Source organism: Bacillus sp. 1A, from assembly GCF_052682215.1.
The window spans coordinates 5,372,509-5,388,543 of record NZ_JBQYLZ010000001.1 but is presented as its reverse complement, the minus strand read 5'-3'; the positions used below and the strand labels follow the sequence as shown (position 1 = coordinate 5,388,543).

General features: G+C 35.8%; 14 protein-coding genes and 1 other annotated feature (1 of these 15 only partly in view). Of the genes, 10 read left to right on the top strand and 4 right to left on the bottom strand.

Annotation, left to right across the window (positions count from 1 at the left end):
- Nucleotides 1-20, bottom strand: a binding site (T-box leader) (it extends 197 nt beyond the left edge of the window).
- A gap of 105 nt (nt 21-125) precedes the next feature.
- Nucleotides 126-506 (bottom strand): DUF3899 domain-containing protein, encoded by a 381-nt coding sequence (locus tag ACUN0F_RS27605; RefSeq protein ID WP_001045006.1) that lies wholly within the window; start codon nt 504-506, stop codon nt 126-128.
- A gap of 319 nt (nt 507-825) precedes the next feature.
- Here ACUN0F_RS27605 and ACUN0F_RS27600 point away from each other — a divergent pair, with 319 nt between their 5' ends.
- From ACUN0F_RS27600 to ACUN0F_RS27580, 5 genes are all read left to right on the top strand, one after another.
- A complete protein-coding gene (locus tag ACUN0F_RS27600; protein WP_000727226.1) occupies nt 826-2,457 on the top strand; it encodes a peptide ABC transporter substrate-binding protein in 1,632 nt (543 codons plus the stop codon).
- Nucleotides 2,458-2,584: 127 nt separating this feature from the next.
- Nucleotides 2,585-3,514 carry an oligopeptide ABC transporter permease gene (gene opp3b, locus ACUN0F_RS27595; protein WP_000534165.1) on the top strand — a complete coding sequence of 310 codons (930 nt, stop codon included), beginning with the start codon at nt 2,585-2,587 and terminating at the stop codon, nt 3,512-3,514.
- Complete coding sequence (gene opp3C / locus ACUN0F_RS27590; RefSeq protein ID WP_000974096.1) at nt 3,511-4,527, top strand: oligopeptide ABC transporter permease; 1,017 nt, start codon at nt 3,511-3,513, stop codon at nt 4,525-4,527. The genes opp3b and opp3C overlap by 4 nt, the downstream gene beginning before the upstream one ends.
- An 18-nt stretch (nt 4,528-4,545) precedes the next feature.
- Complete coding sequence (locus ACUN0F_RS27585; protein ID WP_000854346.1) at nt 4,546-5,589, top strand: ABC transporter ATP-binding protein; 1,044 nt, start codon at nt 4,546-4,548, stop codon at nt 5,587-5,589.
- Nucleotides 5,582-6,517 carry an ABC transporter ATP-binding protein gene (locus ACUN0F_RS27580; RefSeq protein WP_000166340.1) on the top strand — a complete coding sequence of 312 codons (936 nt, stop codon included), beginning with the start codon at nt 5,582-5,584 and terminating at the stop codon, nt 6,515-6,517. Before ACUN0F_RS27585 ends, ACUN0F_RS27580 begins: the two co-directional genes overlap by 8 nt.
- Nucleotides 6,518-6,648: 131 nt before the next feature.
- Here ACUN0F_RS27580 and ACUN0F_RS27575 read toward each other — a convergent pair whose 3' ends face one another.
- The gene (locus ACUN0F_RS27575) at nt 6,649-8,094 is read right to left on the bottom strand and encodes an MATE family efflux transporter (RefSeq protein ID WP_142354633.1); all 1,446 of its coding nucleotides are present in this window, start codon (nt 8,092-8,094) and stop codon (nt 6,649-6,651) included.
- Between the two features lie 352 nt (nt 8,095-8,446).
- Here ACUN0F_RS27575 and ACUN0F_RS27570 point away from each other — a divergent pair, with 352 nt between their 5' ends.
- Complete coding sequence (locus ACUN0F_RS27570) at nt 8,447-10,093, top strand: peptide ABC transporter substrate-binding protein (protein WP_445540486.1); 1,647 nt, start codon at nt 8,447-8,449, stop codon at nt 10,091-10,093.
- 26 nt (nt 10,094-10,119) lie between these two features.
- Here ACUN0F_RS27570 and ACUN0F_RS27565 read toward each other — a convergent pair whose 3' ends face one another.
- Complete coding sequence (locus ACUN0F_RS27565; protein WP_000559978.1) at nt 10,120-10,323, bottom strand: hypothetical protein; 204 nt, start codon at nt 10,321-10,323, stop codon at nt 10,120-10,122.
- A gap of 594 nt (nt 10,324-10,917) precedes the next feature.
- Between ACUN0F_RS27565 and spx the strand changes: the two genes are divergently transcribed.
- Nucleotides 10,918-11,313: a transcriptional regulator Spx gene (gene spx / locus ACUN0F_RS27560; protein ID WP_000258267.1), complete on the top strand. Its 396-nt coding sequence runs from the start codon at nt 10,918-10,920 to the stop codon at nt 11,311-11,313.
- 49 nt (nt 11,314-11,362) lie between these two features.
- Here the strand turns inward: spx and ACUN0F_RS27555 are convergent, their stop codons facing one another.
- Nucleotides 11,363-12,037, bottom strand: a complete 675-nt coding sequence (locus tag ACUN0F_RS27555; protein WP_000362613.1) for a TerC family protein — start codon at nt 12,035-12,037, stop codon at nt 11,363-11,365.
- A gap of 342 nt (nt 12,038-12,379) precedes the next feature.
- On the opposite strand from ACUN0F_RS27555, the gene mecA reads away from it, so the two are divergent.
- The 3 genes from mecA to ACUN0F_RS27540 all read left to right on the top strand — a co-directional run bounded on the left by mecA (nt 12,380) and on the right by ACUN0F_RS27540 (nt 16,005).
- A complete protein-coding gene (mecA, locus tag ACUN0F_RS27550) occupies nt 12,380-13,063 on the top strand; it encodes an adaptor protein MecA (RefSeq protein WP_000350711.1) in 684 nt (227 codons plus the stop codon).
- Nucleotides 13,064-13,135: 72 nt separating this feature from the next.
- The gene (locus tag ACUN0F_RS27545) at nt 13,136-14,680 is read left to right on the top strand and encodes a cardiolipin synthase (RefSeq protein ID WP_000799209.1); all 1,545 of its coding nucleotides are present in this window, start codon (nt 13,136-13,138) and stop codon (nt 14,678-14,680) included.
- Nucleotides 14,681-14,760: 80 nt separating this feature from the next.
- A complete protein-coding gene (locus tag ACUN0F_RS27540; protein WP_061672192.1) occupies nt 14,761-16,005 on the top strand; it encodes a competence protein CoiA in 1,245 nt (414 codons plus the stop codon).
- Nucleotides 16,006-16,035: the final 30 nt, after the last annotated feature.

The window sequence follows — 16,035 nt, the reverse complement described above, 5'->3', positions numbered from 1 at the left end:
TTCTTTATCATCGCATACATATAAATTTATTTATTGTTACCTAAGCTCTTTTAATATGAAAGAACTAAAGTTTTATAACAAAATGTTTTGCTGATTATTATATCATATGGGATAGTGTTTGCAAACTACATCAAAATAGTAAAGCTAATGAGGGTCGAGAACAACCCAAGAACGATACCGGTAATGCAAATTGGATACGTCCATTTGAATGAATATGTTTTATAAATACGTTCTTTCTTATCGACAGGTTCCTCTACTTCTTCAATTAAAGACTCAATTTTTTTGTTTGTACCAAATACTCTTTGGAAGGCGTAAATTGTTACGTTAAAAAATCCATTTTGAAATATGAATAAAAAACCGCCTATAAGAATAAAAAATAGTGCGACATAAAACGATATATTGACAAAATTCAACAAAAATTGCGATGAAACGAGGAATGCGCCAATACTAGAAGCGATTATCGCTATGGAAATTAGTATACAAGTATGAAAAAAAACTTTATTCAAAATGTTCCCCTCCGTCAAAATATTACTAGAATTATTATACTATAAAAGCTATAATATGTACTAGAATTAATTTTTTGAAAATTATACGCAATTAAAGGTCTGATTTCAAGATGATGGTAGCAATGTTAACGTATCCCTTTACAAAAAAATAAAAAAATAAACATTTTATTAAAAATTTTAACAAAAAAACAAAAAACTATATTCACAATTGTTATATTATATGTATAATGAAAATTGTAGAAACTTGGAGATTATTCTTTCAATTCTACATTTTTACAAGTGAGGGTACAGGAAGTGCAATTAGGGGAGGCAACACAACATGAAGAAAAAGATACCGTTATTACTTGCATCGACGTTGACTGTCAGTATGTTAGGAGCTTGTAGTTACCAAAAAGAGGATAATAAAGCAGGCGCAAAAGAAAAATCCTCAAACAAGCAAGTGTTAAATCTAACCGAGACAGCTGAAATCCCAACTATGGATACGACGTTATCAACAGATGCAGCATCTTCTAACATCATGAATAACACAATGGAAGGATTATATCGTCTGGGGAAAGACGATAAGCTTGTTCCAGGTGTCGCTAAATCTTATGAGAAATCAGAAGATGGCAAAAAGTATGTATTTAAGTTACGTGAAGATGCGAAATGGTCTAATGGTGAACCTGTAACAGCGAAAGACTTCGTTTATTCTTGGCGAAGAGCTGTAGATTCAAACACGGGTGCCAAGTTTGCTTACATACTATTTGATGTTAAAAATGCGGAGAAAGTTAACAAAAAAGAATTACCAGTTGAAGAACTTGGTGTAAAGGCAATTGATGATCATACACTTGAAGTGGAATTAGATAACCCTGTTCCTTATTTTGTAAGTTTAACAGTCTATCCAACATTGTATCCTTTGAATGAGAAGTTTGTAACAGAACAAGGAGCAAAATTTGGATTAGAATCCAATACGACACTTTATAATGGTCCATTCGTATTAAATGAATGGAAGCATGAACAAAGTTTCCAACTTAAGAAAAATCCAACGTATTGGGAAAATAAAGAAGTAAAACTTGAGGAAATAAACTTCAATATTGTTAAGGATCGTTCAACTGCTATAAATTTATATGAAACGAAAGCAATTGATCGTGTAGTCTTAACATCAGAGTTTGTAGACAAATACAAATCAGATGCTGACTTTAAAACGATTAAGAGACCATCTACACAATTTATTCGCTTAAATGAAAAGAATAAATTTTTAGCAAATAAAAATATCCGAAAAGCAATTGCAATGTCCTTTGAGCGTGAAAATATCGGGAAAGTTATCTTAAACGATGGTTCAGAGGGGATATATGGTTTTGTTCCGAAAGGCTTAGCAAAAGGTCCGAATGGAAAAGACTTCCGTGAAGAAAACGGAAAGCTTATAAAAGAGGATATTAAAGAAGCTCAAAAATACTGGGAAGCTGGTAAAAAAGAACTTGGTGTAGACAAAGTAGAGTTAGAGCTATTAAACTTTGATACTGATGATGCTAAAAAAATCGGAGAGTATTTAAAAGGCCAATTTGAAAAGAACTTACCAGGTTTAACAGTTTCAACAAAAATGCAGCCATTTGCACAAAAATTAAAACTTGAAGCAAGTGGAGATTACGCAATGTCATACGCGGGATGGAGTCCAGATTATATGGATCCAATGTCATTCCTTGAAATGTATACGACAGGTAATGCGCAAAACAAAGTAAATTACGCAAATGCAGCGTATGATGATTTAATTAAAAAAGCGAAAACAGAAGTTGATGTACAAGCTCGCTGGGATGCATTATTACAAGCAGAAAAACAACTGCTTGAAGATGCAGCGATTGCTCCAGTATATCAACCAGGAAAAGCTTATTTACAACGTGGCTCAATTACTGGCCTATTAGAACATAAATATGGCGGAGAATTTAGCTATAAGTGGGTTGAACTAAAAAACTAAAAATGGTTTCCATCATGAATAAGGGTATATGCCTATGATGGGCATATGCTCTTATTTTAAAAAAATAAAAGTAAGAATATTTTAAACTATCTTATTGCTTTTGAGAAAAACGGGGAGGTGCTTGACTATGGGACGTTATGTATTAAAACGTTTCGTGTACATGGCTTTGACATTATTTTTAATTACTACACTGACTTTCTTTTTGATGAAATTACTTCCGGGTTCTCCGCTTAAAAACCAGGAGAAACTATCACCGGCACAAAAAGAAATCATTCTTGAAAAATATGGTTTAAATGATCCAGTACCAGTTCAATATGCACGTTACTTAGGTAACTTAGCAAAAGGTGATTTAGGGGTATCATTCCAATATGATAACCGTCCAGTAACAGATATGATTGTGGATCGTATTGGACCATCAGCACAACTTGGTTTACAAGCGATTATATTAGGAACATTTATCGGTTTAATTTTAGGAATCGTTGCGGCACTTCGTAACAATACGTGGGTCGATTATGGGGCGACAATTATTTCCGTACTCGGGATGTCGGTACCATCGTTCGTATTCGCCGCATTACTACAATATTTCGTAGGGGTAAAACTTGGGTGGTTCCCAGTAGCATTCTGGAAAGGACCAGAGTTTACCGTAATGCCTACAATCGCTTTATCGATGGCAGTTATCGCAACAATCGCACGTTTTGCTCGTGCAGAGTTAATTGAAGTTATGCAAGCTGATTACATTTTAACAGCGAAAGCGAAAGGAATTAGCCAAGGCGTTATCATTATTAAACACGCACTTCGTAACGCGTTAATTCCAGTAGTAACAATTTTAGGACCAATGGTTGCAGGTTTAATTACAGGGACATTAGTTATTGAGCAAATTTATGCTGTACCAGGACTAGGGGAACAGTTCGTTAAATCTATTACAGTGAATGACTATACAGTTATTATGGGAACTACAATTTTCTATAGTGCGATTTTCATCTTAGTTATTTTCATTGTCGATATTTTATACGGAATTATTGATCCTCGTATTCGTTTAGCGGGAGGGAAAAAATGATGAAAGATGTACAAAAATTATCTCCAGATTTATTTCAACAAGCCAATCAAAATAATGTTGATAATGAAGTCATTGCCCGTCCAAGCTTAACGTTTTGGCAAGATGTAAGAAGACGTTTGTTCCAACATAAAGGAGCAATGTTCGGTTTCGTTTTATTAGCGCTTATTATATTACTAGCAATTTTAGGACCGATGGTAAGTAAGCATTCTTATAAAGAGCAAGACTTAGGTCGTGCGAAATTACCACCGAAAATTCCTGTTATTGAAAATGTTCATTGGCTACCATTTGACGGTACGGATCAATATGGTGTTGACCAATATGAAAAACGTGATATTAAAGAGTATTTCTGGTTTGGTACAGATGATCTTGGCCGCGATTTATGGACAAGAACATGGGAAGGTACGCGTGTATCATTATATATCGCTCTTTTAGCAGCGGCGATTGACTTAGTAATTGGGGTTGCATATGGAGGTATTTCAGCGTTCTATGGCGGTAGAGTAGATAATATTATGCAACGTGTTATGGAGATTATTAACGGTATTCCATACTTAATCATCGTTATTTTAATGGTAATCATTATGGGATCTGGTATATGGTCAATTACACTCGCGATGGCGATTACAGGTTGGATAGGGATGTCACGTATCGTTCGTGGACAAATCCTGAAATTAAAAAATCAAGAATATGTATTAGCATCTCGTACATTAGGTGCAACAAATACACAATTAATTGTAAAACACTTAATCCCGAACGTAATGGGACCAATTATCGTAATGACAATGTTTACAATTCCAACAGCAGTGTTTGGTGAGGCGTTCTTAAGCTTCATCGGTTTAGGTATTCAGCCACCATTCGCATCACTTGGTTCTCTTGTAAATGACGGTTATAAATCAATTCAAACGTATCCACATATGATGTTCATCCCAGCGGTTGTCATCAGTATGTTAATCTTAGCATTCAACTTAATGGCAGACGGATTACGCGACGCGTTAGATCCAAAAATGCGTAAGTAAAAGAGGGGAGAAGTAAAAATGAAAACATTGCTAGAGGTAAAAGATTTGCAAGTCTCCTTTGATACACATGCAGGTGAAGTACAAGCTGTACGCGGTGTTACTTTTGATTTAAAAAAAGGAGAAACATTAGCGATTGTAGGAGAATCTGGTTCTGGTAAATCAGTTACTTCTAAAGCGTTAATGGGATTAATTCCGAATCCTCCAGGGCGCATTAAAAACGGTGAAATCGTATTTGAAGGTCGTGACTTAACGAAACTGACAGAAAAAGAAATGCAGCAAGTGCGCGGGAAAGATATCGCGATGATTTTCCAAGATCCAATGACATCATTAAATCCAACGATGACAATTGGGAATCAAATTATGGAAGGTCTTATTAAACACCAAGGGATGAGTAAAGCAGACGCACGTAAAGTTGCGTTAGAATTAATCGACCTTGTAGGTATTCCGAATCCAGAAGCGCGTTTAAAACAATATCCTCACCAATTCTCAGGTGGTATGAGACAGCGTGTAGTTATTGCGATGGCGTTAGCTTGTAACCCGAAATTATTAATTGCCGATGAGCCGACAACAGCGCTAGACGTTACAATTCAGGCACAAATTTTAGAGCTTATGAAGGACATTCAGCAAAAAACAGAAGCGGCAATCATTTTCATTACACATGACTTAGGTGTAGTGGCAAACGTTGCGGACCGCGTAGCAGTTATGTACGCAGGTAAAGTTGTTGAAATTGGAACGGTTGATGAAATTTTCTACAATCCAAAACATCCATACACTTGGGGCTTAATCGCATCTATGCCAAGTTTAGATGGTTCAGAAGAAGAGTTATACGCAATCCCTGGAACGCCTCCAGATTTATTAAAGCCGCCAAAGGGAGATGCTTTTGCACCACGTAATCCACAGGCATTGAAAATTGATTTTGAAATGGACCCACCTTTATTTAAAGTAAGTGATACACACTATGCGGCAACTTGGTTACTTCACGAGCAAGCTCCAGAAGTAAAACCACCGGCAGTCGTTGAAAAACGCATTCTTCAAATGAAAGCAGGTGAACAACATGACTAAACAACGTGAGAAATTAATTGAAGTAAAAAATGTAAAACAGCACTTCGACGTGAGTGGTGGTGTTGTCAAAGCGGTTAATGATATTTCATTTGATATTTACCGCGGAGAAACATTTGGTCTTGTAGGCGAATCAGGTTGTGGTAAATCGACAACTGGAAGAACGATTATTCGTTTATATGATGCAACTGCTGGTGAAGTGTTGTTCGATGGTGAAAATGTACATGGTAAAAAATCACGTGCAGAGCTGAAGAAATTCAACCGTAAAATGCAAATGATTTTCCAAGATCCATATGCATCATTAAACCCTCGTATGACAGTAGGGGATATTATTGCAGAAGGTATTGATATTCACGGACTAGCAAAAGGCAAAAAAGAGCGTATGGACCGTGTTCATGAATTATTAATCACAGTTGGTTTAAATAAAGAGCACGCAAACCGTTTCCCGCATGAATTCTCAGGTGGACAACGTCAACGTATCGGTATCGCCCGCGCACTTGCTGTAGAGCCTGAATTTATCATTGCCGATGAGCCAATCTCAGCACTTGACGTATCAATCCAGGCGCAAGTTGTAAACTTACTGAAAAAGTTACAAAAGGAAAAAGGTTTAACATACTTATTCATTGCCCATGATTTATCAATGGTAAAATACATTAGTGACCGCATCGGCGTAATGTACCGTGGTCAAATCGTTGAGCTAACAACAAGTGAAGAGTTATATGCGAATCCAATTCATCCATATACTAAATCACTATTATCAGCAATTCCGCTTCCAGATCCAGATTATGAGCGCAATCGTAAACGTATCGTATACGATCCATCTCAGCATGATTATGCTAGTGAAGCACCAACAATGCGTGAAATTCGCCCAGGACATTTCGTATTATGTTCTGAAGCAGAGTATAAGAAATATAAAGAGATTTATCAATAAGAAAAAGAGCCATTCTTCCGCTACAGAAGGATGGCTCTTTTTCTATTCTATAAACAGTTGTATTGTTAACATTTGTCGGTAAGTGAATATAAATGTTATTTTCCGATGAATGCATTTTAATTAAACGAGTATTACTGTGCCTGAACAGAAACACACTCCTCTTGTTCTTCAGGTTTAACGAGTGCATAACGTTCCCACGCTCTACTTTTCCAGCGGAAGAACATAATGATGGCACGTGTCCATTCATCAATAGCAATCGCTAGCCAAATACCAGCGAGCCCCATATCTAAATGGAAGGCGAAAAAGTAGCCGAGTGGTAAACTCATTAACACCATAGAGAATGCACCGATTAAAACGGGGTACTTTGCATCACCAGCTGCGCGAAGTGAATTGATAATGACGATGTTCATCGTACGTCCCGTTTCAAGTAGTACACTTAGTAAAAGAACTGATGCACCTAACGTAATAATGTGCGGATTATCTGTAAATAGTCCCATTAATTGTGTACGGAATGTAACGACGAGAGCGACCATACATAAAGTGACGCCAATTGCCCATTTTACACTTTTCCATACGCGTTCATACGCTTCATCTTTTTCACCACCGCCAACGAGGCGTCCGATAATAATGGCTGTTCCCATACCGATCGCAATCGCGAATAAATAAGTGAACATAGAAATGTTCGTAGCGTATTGTCTAGCCGCTAATGATTCCGTTCCTAAGTATGTTGCATAGTATAAGAAGACAATTTGGCAAGCTTGATACATAACCTGCTCAAATGCAGATGGAATCCCGATTTTTAAAATTTTCCCGATGTATTCTTTTGATAAGGTGAAGTAATATTGTAATTTCACACGGTATTCCATAACGCGGTACAGTAACCAGAAGAAAACGATAAGTGCGATAAGTCGGCTGACAGCAGAAGAAATGGCAGCCCCTTGTACACCGAGTTCTGGGAAACCAAACTTCCCGAAAATGAGTACGTAGTTTCCAGCGATATGAATAATATTCATTCCAAGTGAAATAAACATCGCTTGCTTTGTGAAGCCGTGTACGCGGATAATTGCGGCTAATGAATTAATAATAGCTTGAAGGAAAATAGCGCCTCCGACGATGGATAAATAGTTTTGCGCATACATGAGTACATCGCCTTGTAAGTTCATTGCCATCATCATATGTTTTGAAAATAAAAGAAAACCAGCGCTTATAATGAGTCCGACCACTAAATTTAATGTGACGGCTAAAGCTGATATTTTAGATGCTTCCATAAAACGTTTGGAACCGAGGTATTGAGATACGACGATAGCTGCGCCGTTCCCGATGACTTCTAGTACCAAAATAGCGATATGGAGATATTGATTCGCTGCACCAACCCCAGATACAGCATCGTCTGATAATGCACTTAACATGAAAGTATCAGCGATCCCCATTAACATAAATAGAAAAACTTCTAGAAAAATAGGCCATGTTAATAAGAATAAACTTAATTTCTCTGTCGGCCCGTTTTTTGCCTGAATTGCTGCCATGTCCGTCCCCTCTTTACCGATATCTATTTTTAGCAAGGTGTATCGTAACATAATTTCCTATCCTTTGCACTCATTTTAACCTACATATCTTTATTATGAAGGTAGCGCTATTTTATGATAAAAAGAGAAGGATAATTATGCGCAAAGTATTATAGGATATAAAATTTACTTTTATCTGATAATTTAGAAAAATATAAAAACATTCATTTTCAACACTTTAGTAAGGATAATCAGCAATATGAAACGTTTACAAAGGTTTATTTTTTAACAGAAAATTTTAATAAAATAGAAATATGAATATACAAAAAATATATTTGTGTGTATAATATGAATTGTTAGAACATATATATATTTCTTTTTGTTTGAAAATGAAAGGGCTAACATTTTTGTGGAGGGTGGAAGTATGAAAAAAAAGATGCCAGTTTTTGTAGTATCAACAGTAGCGATGAGCATGATGTTAGGGGCATGTAGCTACCAAAAAGATGAACCGCAAGCGAACGCAAAAGGGGATAGCGGGAAAAGCGGTGCGAAGCAAGTTATTAACTTAATTGAAACACAAGAAATTCCAACGATGGACCCAGCGTTATCAGCTGATGCGGTTTCTTCAAGAGTAATGACTAATACGATGGAAGGCTTATACAGTTTAGGGAAAGATGATAAGCTAGTTCCTGGTGTAGCGAAGGAATTCCAAAAGTCAGAAGACGGTAAAAAATATACATTTAAATTACGTGAAGACGCACAATGGTCAAATGGTGAGCCTGTGACGGCGAAGGATTTCGTATACGCATGGCAAAGAGCGATTAACCCAGATACAGCTGCGAAATCAGCCTACATTATGTACGATATAAAAAATGCAGAGAAAATTAATAAAAAAGAGATGAGTCCAGATCAATTAGGCGTGAAAGCGATTGATGATCATACATTAGAAGTGGAATTAGACAATTCAATTCCATACCTTGTAGATTTAATGGTATATCCAATCTTTTATCCTGTGAATGAAAAGTTTGTGAAAGAGCAAGGTACGAAGTTTGGTTTGGAAGCGAATACAACACTTTATAACGGACCATTTACATTAAGTGATTGGCAACATGAACGTAGCTTTAAAATGACAAAAAGCGCGTCATATTGGGACAATAAAGAAGTGAAGATTGAGGAAGTAAACTTTAATATTGTAAAAGATACGTCTACGCCAATTAATTTATATGAAACAAACGCAGTCGATCGAGCGACGCTATTAGCAGAGTTCATCGATAAATATAAAGGAAAACCAGATTTCCAAACAGTAGAAGATACATCTGTATTCTTCCTTCGTTTAAATCAAAAAGACCCAGCTTTAGCAAATAAAAATATTCGTAAAGCAATTTCACTTGCTTTTGAACGTAAGCCGTTCGTTGATACATTATTAAATAACGGTTCTAAGCCAGCAACAGGATTAATTCCTGATAACTTCATTAAAGGGCCAGATAAGAAAGACTTCCGTGCTGTAAATGGAGATATTGTAAAACCAAACGTGAAAGAAGCGAAGAAATATTGGGAAGCTGGTAAAAAAGAGCTTGGTAAAAATGAAATCGAATTAGAGTTATTAAATGAAGATGTTGAATTATCGAAGAAAACAGGTGAATATTTAAAAGGTGAATTAGAAAAGAATTTACCAGGTTTAACAGTGAAAATTAAACAACAACCATTCGCGCAAAAACTAAAACTAGAAGATGCGGGCGATTATGTTATGTCATTCTCTGGATGGAGCGCAGACTTCCCAGATCCAGTTACATACCTTGATATGTTTGTGACGGACGGATCGCAAAATAAAATGAAATACTCTAATCCGAAATATGATGAAATTATCATGAAAGCGAAGAAAGATGGAAGCGATGTAAATGGCCGTTGGAAAAAATTACTAGAAGCAGAGAAAATGTTATTTGATGACGCTGCGATTGTTCCAGTATACCAACGTGGTAGAGCATATATACAAAGAGAATCAATTAAAAATATGTACAACCATAAATATGGCGGCGATTTAAGCTTTAAGTGGGCATCTGTAGAAAAATAAAAAAAGCAGGCTAACCGCCTGCTTTTTTAATACGTACGTTTCTTATAAATACCTTTTCCGCCAACTTGGTTCCAGCCAGATTGGACATCCAAGCTTTTATTAACAAACTTCATTTTTTCTTTTCCGCCAAAGAGTTTTTCACCAATGCTATTTGTAATGACACCAATCAATGCTGTGATTCCGATGATGAGGGCAGCAACAGTGACAAAATCAATAAAAAAAGCAATCATTTGCAAATTCCCCCTTTGCCTGTCTGTATGTTTATTGTATGAGATAAAAGATAAAAAAGAAAGAAATGTCAGAAAAATAATTGATTTATTTTAGAAATCGTATAGACATGGATGAGGATGTTTGTTAAAATAAGAACAAGTGTTCCTTTTAATTCTCACTTGTATAGTCTTACATTTCTTAATTGATTTATGAAGAAAAGGTAAGAAAACGTTCTCTTTTTCATAGAGAAGATTATGGGGAAATAACTGTATATCACATGAAAAATCTATGACAAGCCAGTATTAAGAGGGTTGAAGGTTATTGTTAAATTACAGCTGAAGTGAGTTTGATCATGTTACATAGCAGTAGAATACACGGAAGAGTTTTCTCAATTAGAAGGAAATTTACTGTATATTTCTTGCAAAATCTATTGTATAATGATTATAGAAGTTACTTATTAAAAGTAATTGTTGTTTGCTCAAAGTTGTTGCTTACATGAAATGAGATTTTTTGCACTTTGTTATAAGACAAGGTATCGTAAAAAATTGCTGAATTTAGAAATTTAAACTGTAATTAGTACAGAATTTGTACTCTTTAAGGAGAGTGAGCTTTGTATGGTAACATTATATAGTTCTCCAAGCTGTACGTCTTGTAGAAAGGCGAAATTATGGCTAGAGGAAAATCATATTCCTTATACAGAACGTAATATTTTCTCAGATCCATTAACGATTGAGGAAATTAAAGAGATTTTACGTATGACAGAAAGCGGAACGGATGAGATTATTTCTACTCGTTCGAAAGTTTTCCAAGAATTAAATGTAAACTTAGAGTCTTTACCACTTCAAGATTTATATAAGATGATTCGTGACTATCCAGGGATTTTACGTCGTCCAATTATGATTGACGAGAAGCGCCTTCAAGTAGGTTACAATGAAGACGAAATCCGCCGTTTCTTACCACGTACAGTAAGAACGTTTCAATTACGTGAAGCACAGCGTCTTGTAAATTAATTATAATAATATGAAAACCTTCTACCTATTATATAGTAGAAGGTTTTTTTTAATGTTTCACATTTCGTAATCGAACTTGTTGCACGATAATACCGATGCATAGAACAGTGAAAATGAATAAGAAAGGCATGCTTGTGGTGAAATTTGGATTATTATGAAAGAACGTTGCAAGCCTGTCTTCATGTGTAACCATTTTTCCTGCTGTATAGGCGAGAATCGCTGCTCCGCAATAAATGAGGAATGGAAAGCGTTCCATAAGTATTAAAATAAGTTTGCTGCCCCAAATAATAATCGGGATAGAAATGAGTAAGCCGATTATTACGAGTAAAAATCTTCCGTGAGCTGCACCTGCAATGGCAATAACGTTGTCAAACCCCATAACGAGATCCGCGAATACAATTGTACGCACAGCTTGAAATAAAGTTGTTTTCCCCTGAATAGCAGAAAGATCGTTGCTATTATCAGTTAGTAAATTTACTGCAATTAGTGTAAGTAAAACGCCTCCGATAAGTTGCAGAAATGGAATGTCGAGTAAATAGACAGCTAGTATAGTAAGGACAATTCTTAGTACGATTGCTAAAAGAGTACCAATCAAAATGGCTTTATTTCGTTTCGATTCAGGTAAATTTCGGCTAGCTAGTGCGATGACGATTGCGTTGTCACCACCTAATACAACATCGATACCGACAATCATTAGTACAGATGTTAAAAACTCTAAGTCCATTCGTCTGCCTCCATTTATGATGTTTTAATAAGCGAACTATATGTATGCGGTGAAGAGAGAGACTAAATCACCTTCTCTAATAAAAGTTTCACTTTATTACAGTGTACGGGGGAGGGTGGAAATGTATGTCCAAATTTTTTATGAGTGAGAAATCGCTATAATGATATATTTGTGTAGATGGTCGAATAAAGATAGGCATATAACTATTTTTGTAAAATAAATCGATTTTATTTCCATTCTGGAGAATCTTATCATAAAATGAGAGTACAAGAATCTATTGATTTGTCATATGAGTGGGGAATCCCTTCATAACAATTCTAAGCAGGAAGGGAGAGTTGTATTTTGGATATTGAAAGAATTAATGACCATACGATGAAATTTTTTATTACGTACATTGATATAGAGGATAGAGGGTTTAATCGTGAAGAAATTTGGTATGACCGCGAACGAAGTGAAGAGCTCTTTTGGGAGATGATGGACGAAGCTCGTGATCATGATGATTTCTTTATTGATGGACCGTTATGGATTCAAGTGCAAGCAGTCGATAAAGGGATTGAAGTACTTGTAACGAAAGCAGAGCTTTCAAAGGATGGACAAAAGCTAGAACTACCAATAGGTGTAGATAAAATTATAGACATTCCTCTAGATGAAGGCATTGAATCATTATTCCAGCAAGAATTAGTGGAAGAGGTAGAGGAACAAGCAGGAACAAACTTTAACGAAGATGGTACGTTTGGATTTTTAATTAAATTTAATGATTTTGAAGATGTCATTTCATTAAGCCACCGTCTTATCTTTGAAGATATAAAAGATGAGCTGTATTCATTTGAGAACCGCTATTATGTATATGTGGAATTCGATGAAGTGCTACATGATGAAGAAGAAATTGATCGTATTTTAAGTATTGTTTTAGAATACGGAGAAGAATCAACTTTAACAATTCATCGTGTAAGTGAGTATGGGAAACAAATTGTGAAAGAGCATGCGCTTGAAACAATTCGCAATAATTTTCCTGCTAAAACGTAGGCCGATTTCTGTAGTATGAAATCGGCTTTTTATATGAAGAATAGGAAAGCTTTCTTAGTAAGGAGGTAAGAGATGAAAAATACGTTAAAGTTGATTTTCTTTGTTTTACTATTGTTCGCGTTATTTGTTTCGTTACGTATGTTTATTGATGTAGCATTTTATTCGGATGTAATTGGTATAAAAGATGTTTCGATTTTAGGTATTATTAGTATTTTATTTACGGTATCTGCATTTTTAATTGGCTGCGTTATTTTCTTAGAGAACCGTCATCCGTCTAAAACACTTACATGGCTCATTGTGTTAGGTATTTTTCCGGTATTTGGATTCTTCGCTTATTTATTATTTGGACAGAACTTTCGGAGGAAGAGAATGTTCCAAAAGAAGGCGTTGCTCGATGAACAAGCATTTTTACAATATAAAGGGCATGAAGATTACGAAGAACGGATTTTGCGCAATCATAAGCACCAAGAGCTGTTATTTCGTTTAGCGGACCGCTTAGGCGCTTTAAATATTTCATTTCAAACTGAAACGAGAACATTAACAAATGGAGATGAAACGTTTCAGGCCATTTTAGATGGATTAAAACGAGCGAAACACCACATTCATATGGAATATTACATTGTGCGTGATGATAAGCTTGGAACAGAAATTAAAGATATTTTAATACAGAAATCAAAAGAAGGTGTTGTCGTTCGTTTTTTATATGATGCGGTTGGAAGTTTTAGATTATCGAATTCATATATTGAAGAATTGAATGATGCAGGAGTAGAAATGATTCCGTTTTTCCCTGTGCGCTTTCCGATTTTAAACGATAAGATTAATTATCGAAACCACCGGAAAATCGTTATTATTGATGGAAATGAAGGATTTGTCGGTGGATTAAATATTGGTGATGAATATTTAGGGAAGGATAAATATTTCGGTTTTTGGCGAGACACGCATTTATATTTGCGTGGTGAAGCTGTTCAAAGCTTGCAACTTATTTTCCTTCAAGATTGGTTTTATATGACTGGTGAGGCTGTGCTGGCCCCTGAATATTTACAAGCGAAAGCAGTTGAGGGTGATCATTGGGGAGGCGTACAGCTCGTTGCAGGTGGACCAGATAATAAATGGGAAACAATTAAACATTTATATTTTGCTATGATTTCTTCTGCGCGGAAATCCATTTGGATTGCGACGCCGTATTTCATTCCGGATGATGATATTTTATCCGCATTAAAGGTAGCGGCACTTGCTGGTATTGATGTCCGTTTGTTAATGCCGAGTAAGCCTGATAAACGCACCGTCTTTTACGCATCGAGATCGTACTTCCCAGAGCTTTTAGATGCAGGGGTAAAGATATATGAATACGAAAAAGGTTTTCTCCATAGTAAAGTTGTCATTGTCGATTCTGATTTAGCTTCAATTGGGACTGCTAATATGGATATGAGAAGTTTTCATTTGAACTTTGAAGTAAATGCCTTTTTATATGATACAGACAGCATTCGAAAACTTGTTCAAGATTATAAAGAGGATATAGAAGAATCAAGTGAAATTCATGTCGATCGTTTTCATAAAAGGCGTCTTCATAGACGAATTGTTGAATCGACGTATCGATTATTATCACCTTTATTATAAAAAGAGATGTCCGAAATTGGGACATCTCTTTTTTAAAAGGAATTTGTAATAAATTGTAGAATATAAGGAGCTGAAAGGGTGTGATTCCGATGTTTATCGCCAAAAGAGAAAACGGAGAAAAAATTCATCTACTCTATCATCATGATGAAGAGCTTTTACATCGTATGCGTAAAATGGAAAGCTTCTTTTGCATAGCTTGCGGGAAGGAAGTGCAAATGAAATTAGGGAAACAAAAAAGTTGGCATTTTGCTCATAAGAAAATGGACGCGTGTCTTGCCTTTTATGAAGCAGAATCTATGTATCATATGCACGGTAAAGAATTGTTATATAGGTGGTTCAAACGTCAAAACTTTCCTGTGTATATAGAGCACTATCTTCCAGAAATTCAGCAACGACCAGATATTTTCATAGAAAGAGCAGGGAGAACAATTGCGATTGAATACCAATGCGCCAATCTCTCTATAGAGCAGCTGTACAAACGAACCTATTCGTATTGGCGAGCTGGTATACAGGTCATTTGGATCATTGGTGGAAATCAATTGAAGAGGCAATCAGCATATTGGATGAAATTCTCCTCACTTATGGCTTTCTCCTTACAATCTTATCCTCAGCCATTTCTTATTTTCTTCTGTTCGAAACAAAAATCATTTATGAAATGCGCGTTTCTCACTTCATTTTCTACAAGCGTCTCTTTCTCACATATTATCTATTTACCAACTGAAACGACTACTTTTGAAATGCTCTTTTCTCCCGTCTCTTTCCGAAAAGAAACATTAGGTGAGGAATGGAAAAAGCGAAAGAGCTATTTTCGGCAAAATGCTCTGCCGATTTGGAATTACAATCATAAGTCACTATTACGCCTTTTATATCAATGTAAATGTACCCCAGCAAATTTTCCTTCTGAAATCGGTGTGCCACTCCCGTCCTCATTTGCTTTTCAAACAAATCCATTTATATGGCAAGCTTTTCTATATATAAAGTGTATAGGTGAGCTTACGGTAGGGGATTGTATTTCTCTTCAATATGTATGTAGTTATGTGAAAACGTATACGAAAAGGCGCATGCTCCCGTACTTTTCACGGCATATATGGAAAGTAGCAGTTGCTGAATATATGACATTTTTATGTTATGCAGGTGTATTGCAGAAAGTAGGGACTTATAAGTACCGGAAAAAAAGAGAAGTAGTTATGTTAAAAACAGAGGAGGAAGTTATAAAATATGATGAAATTTGCTTAACGTATGCCTTATCTTTATTTGAGGCAAAGTACAACATGAGAGAAGGAAAAGGGGATATAATAAAGACTGATCGTGAAGGAATTACATAAGAAAAATCGAATTGTATGTAAGTAGAGATA

Bases quoted from the DNA above. Each gene is read 5' to 3' on its own strand.
- ACUN0F_RS27600 (WP_000727226.1), top strand. From the start codon at position 826: ATGAAGAAAAAGATACCGTTATTACTTGCATCGACGTTGACTGTCAGT.
- opp3b (WP_000534165.1), top strand. From the start codon at position 2,585: ATGGGACGTTATGTATTAAAACGTTTCGTGTACATGGCTTTGACATTA.
- opp3C (WP_000974096.1), top strand. From the start codon at position 3,511: ATGATGAAAGATGTACAAAAATTATCTCCAGATTTATTTCAACAAGCC.
- ACUN0F_RS27585 (WP_000854346.1), top strand. From the start codon at position 4,546: ATGAAAACATTGCTAGAGGTAAAAGATTTGCAAGTCTCCTTTGATACA.
- ACUN0F_RS27580 (WP_000166340.1), top strand. From the start codon at position 5,582: ATGACTAAACAACGTGAGAAATTAATTGAAGTAAAAAATGTAAAACAG.
- ACUN0F_RS27575 (WP_142354633.1), bottom strand. From the start codon at position 8,094: ATGTTACGATACACCTTGCTAAAAATAGATATCGGTAAAGAGGGGACG.
- ACUN0F_RS27570 (WP_445540486.1), top strand. From the start codon at position 8,447: ATGAAAAAAAAGATGCCAGTTTTTGTAGTATCAACAGTAGCGATGAGC.
- ACUN0F_RS27565 (WP_000559978.1), bottom strand. From the start codon at position 10,323: ATGATTGCTTTTTTTATTGATTTTGTCACTGTTGCTGCCCTCATCATC.
- spx (WP_000258267.1), top strand. From the start codon at position 10,918: ATGGTAACATTATATAGTTCTCCAAGCTGTACGTCTTGTAGAAAGGCG.
- ACUN0F_RS27555 (WP_000362613.1), bottom strand. From the start codon at position 12,037: ATGGACTTAGAGTTTTTAACATCTGTACTAATGATTGTCGGTATCGAT.
- ACUN0F_RS27545 (WP_000799209.1), top strand. From the start codon at position 13,136: ATGAAAAATACGTTAAAGTTGATTTTCTTTGTTTTACTATTGTTCGCG.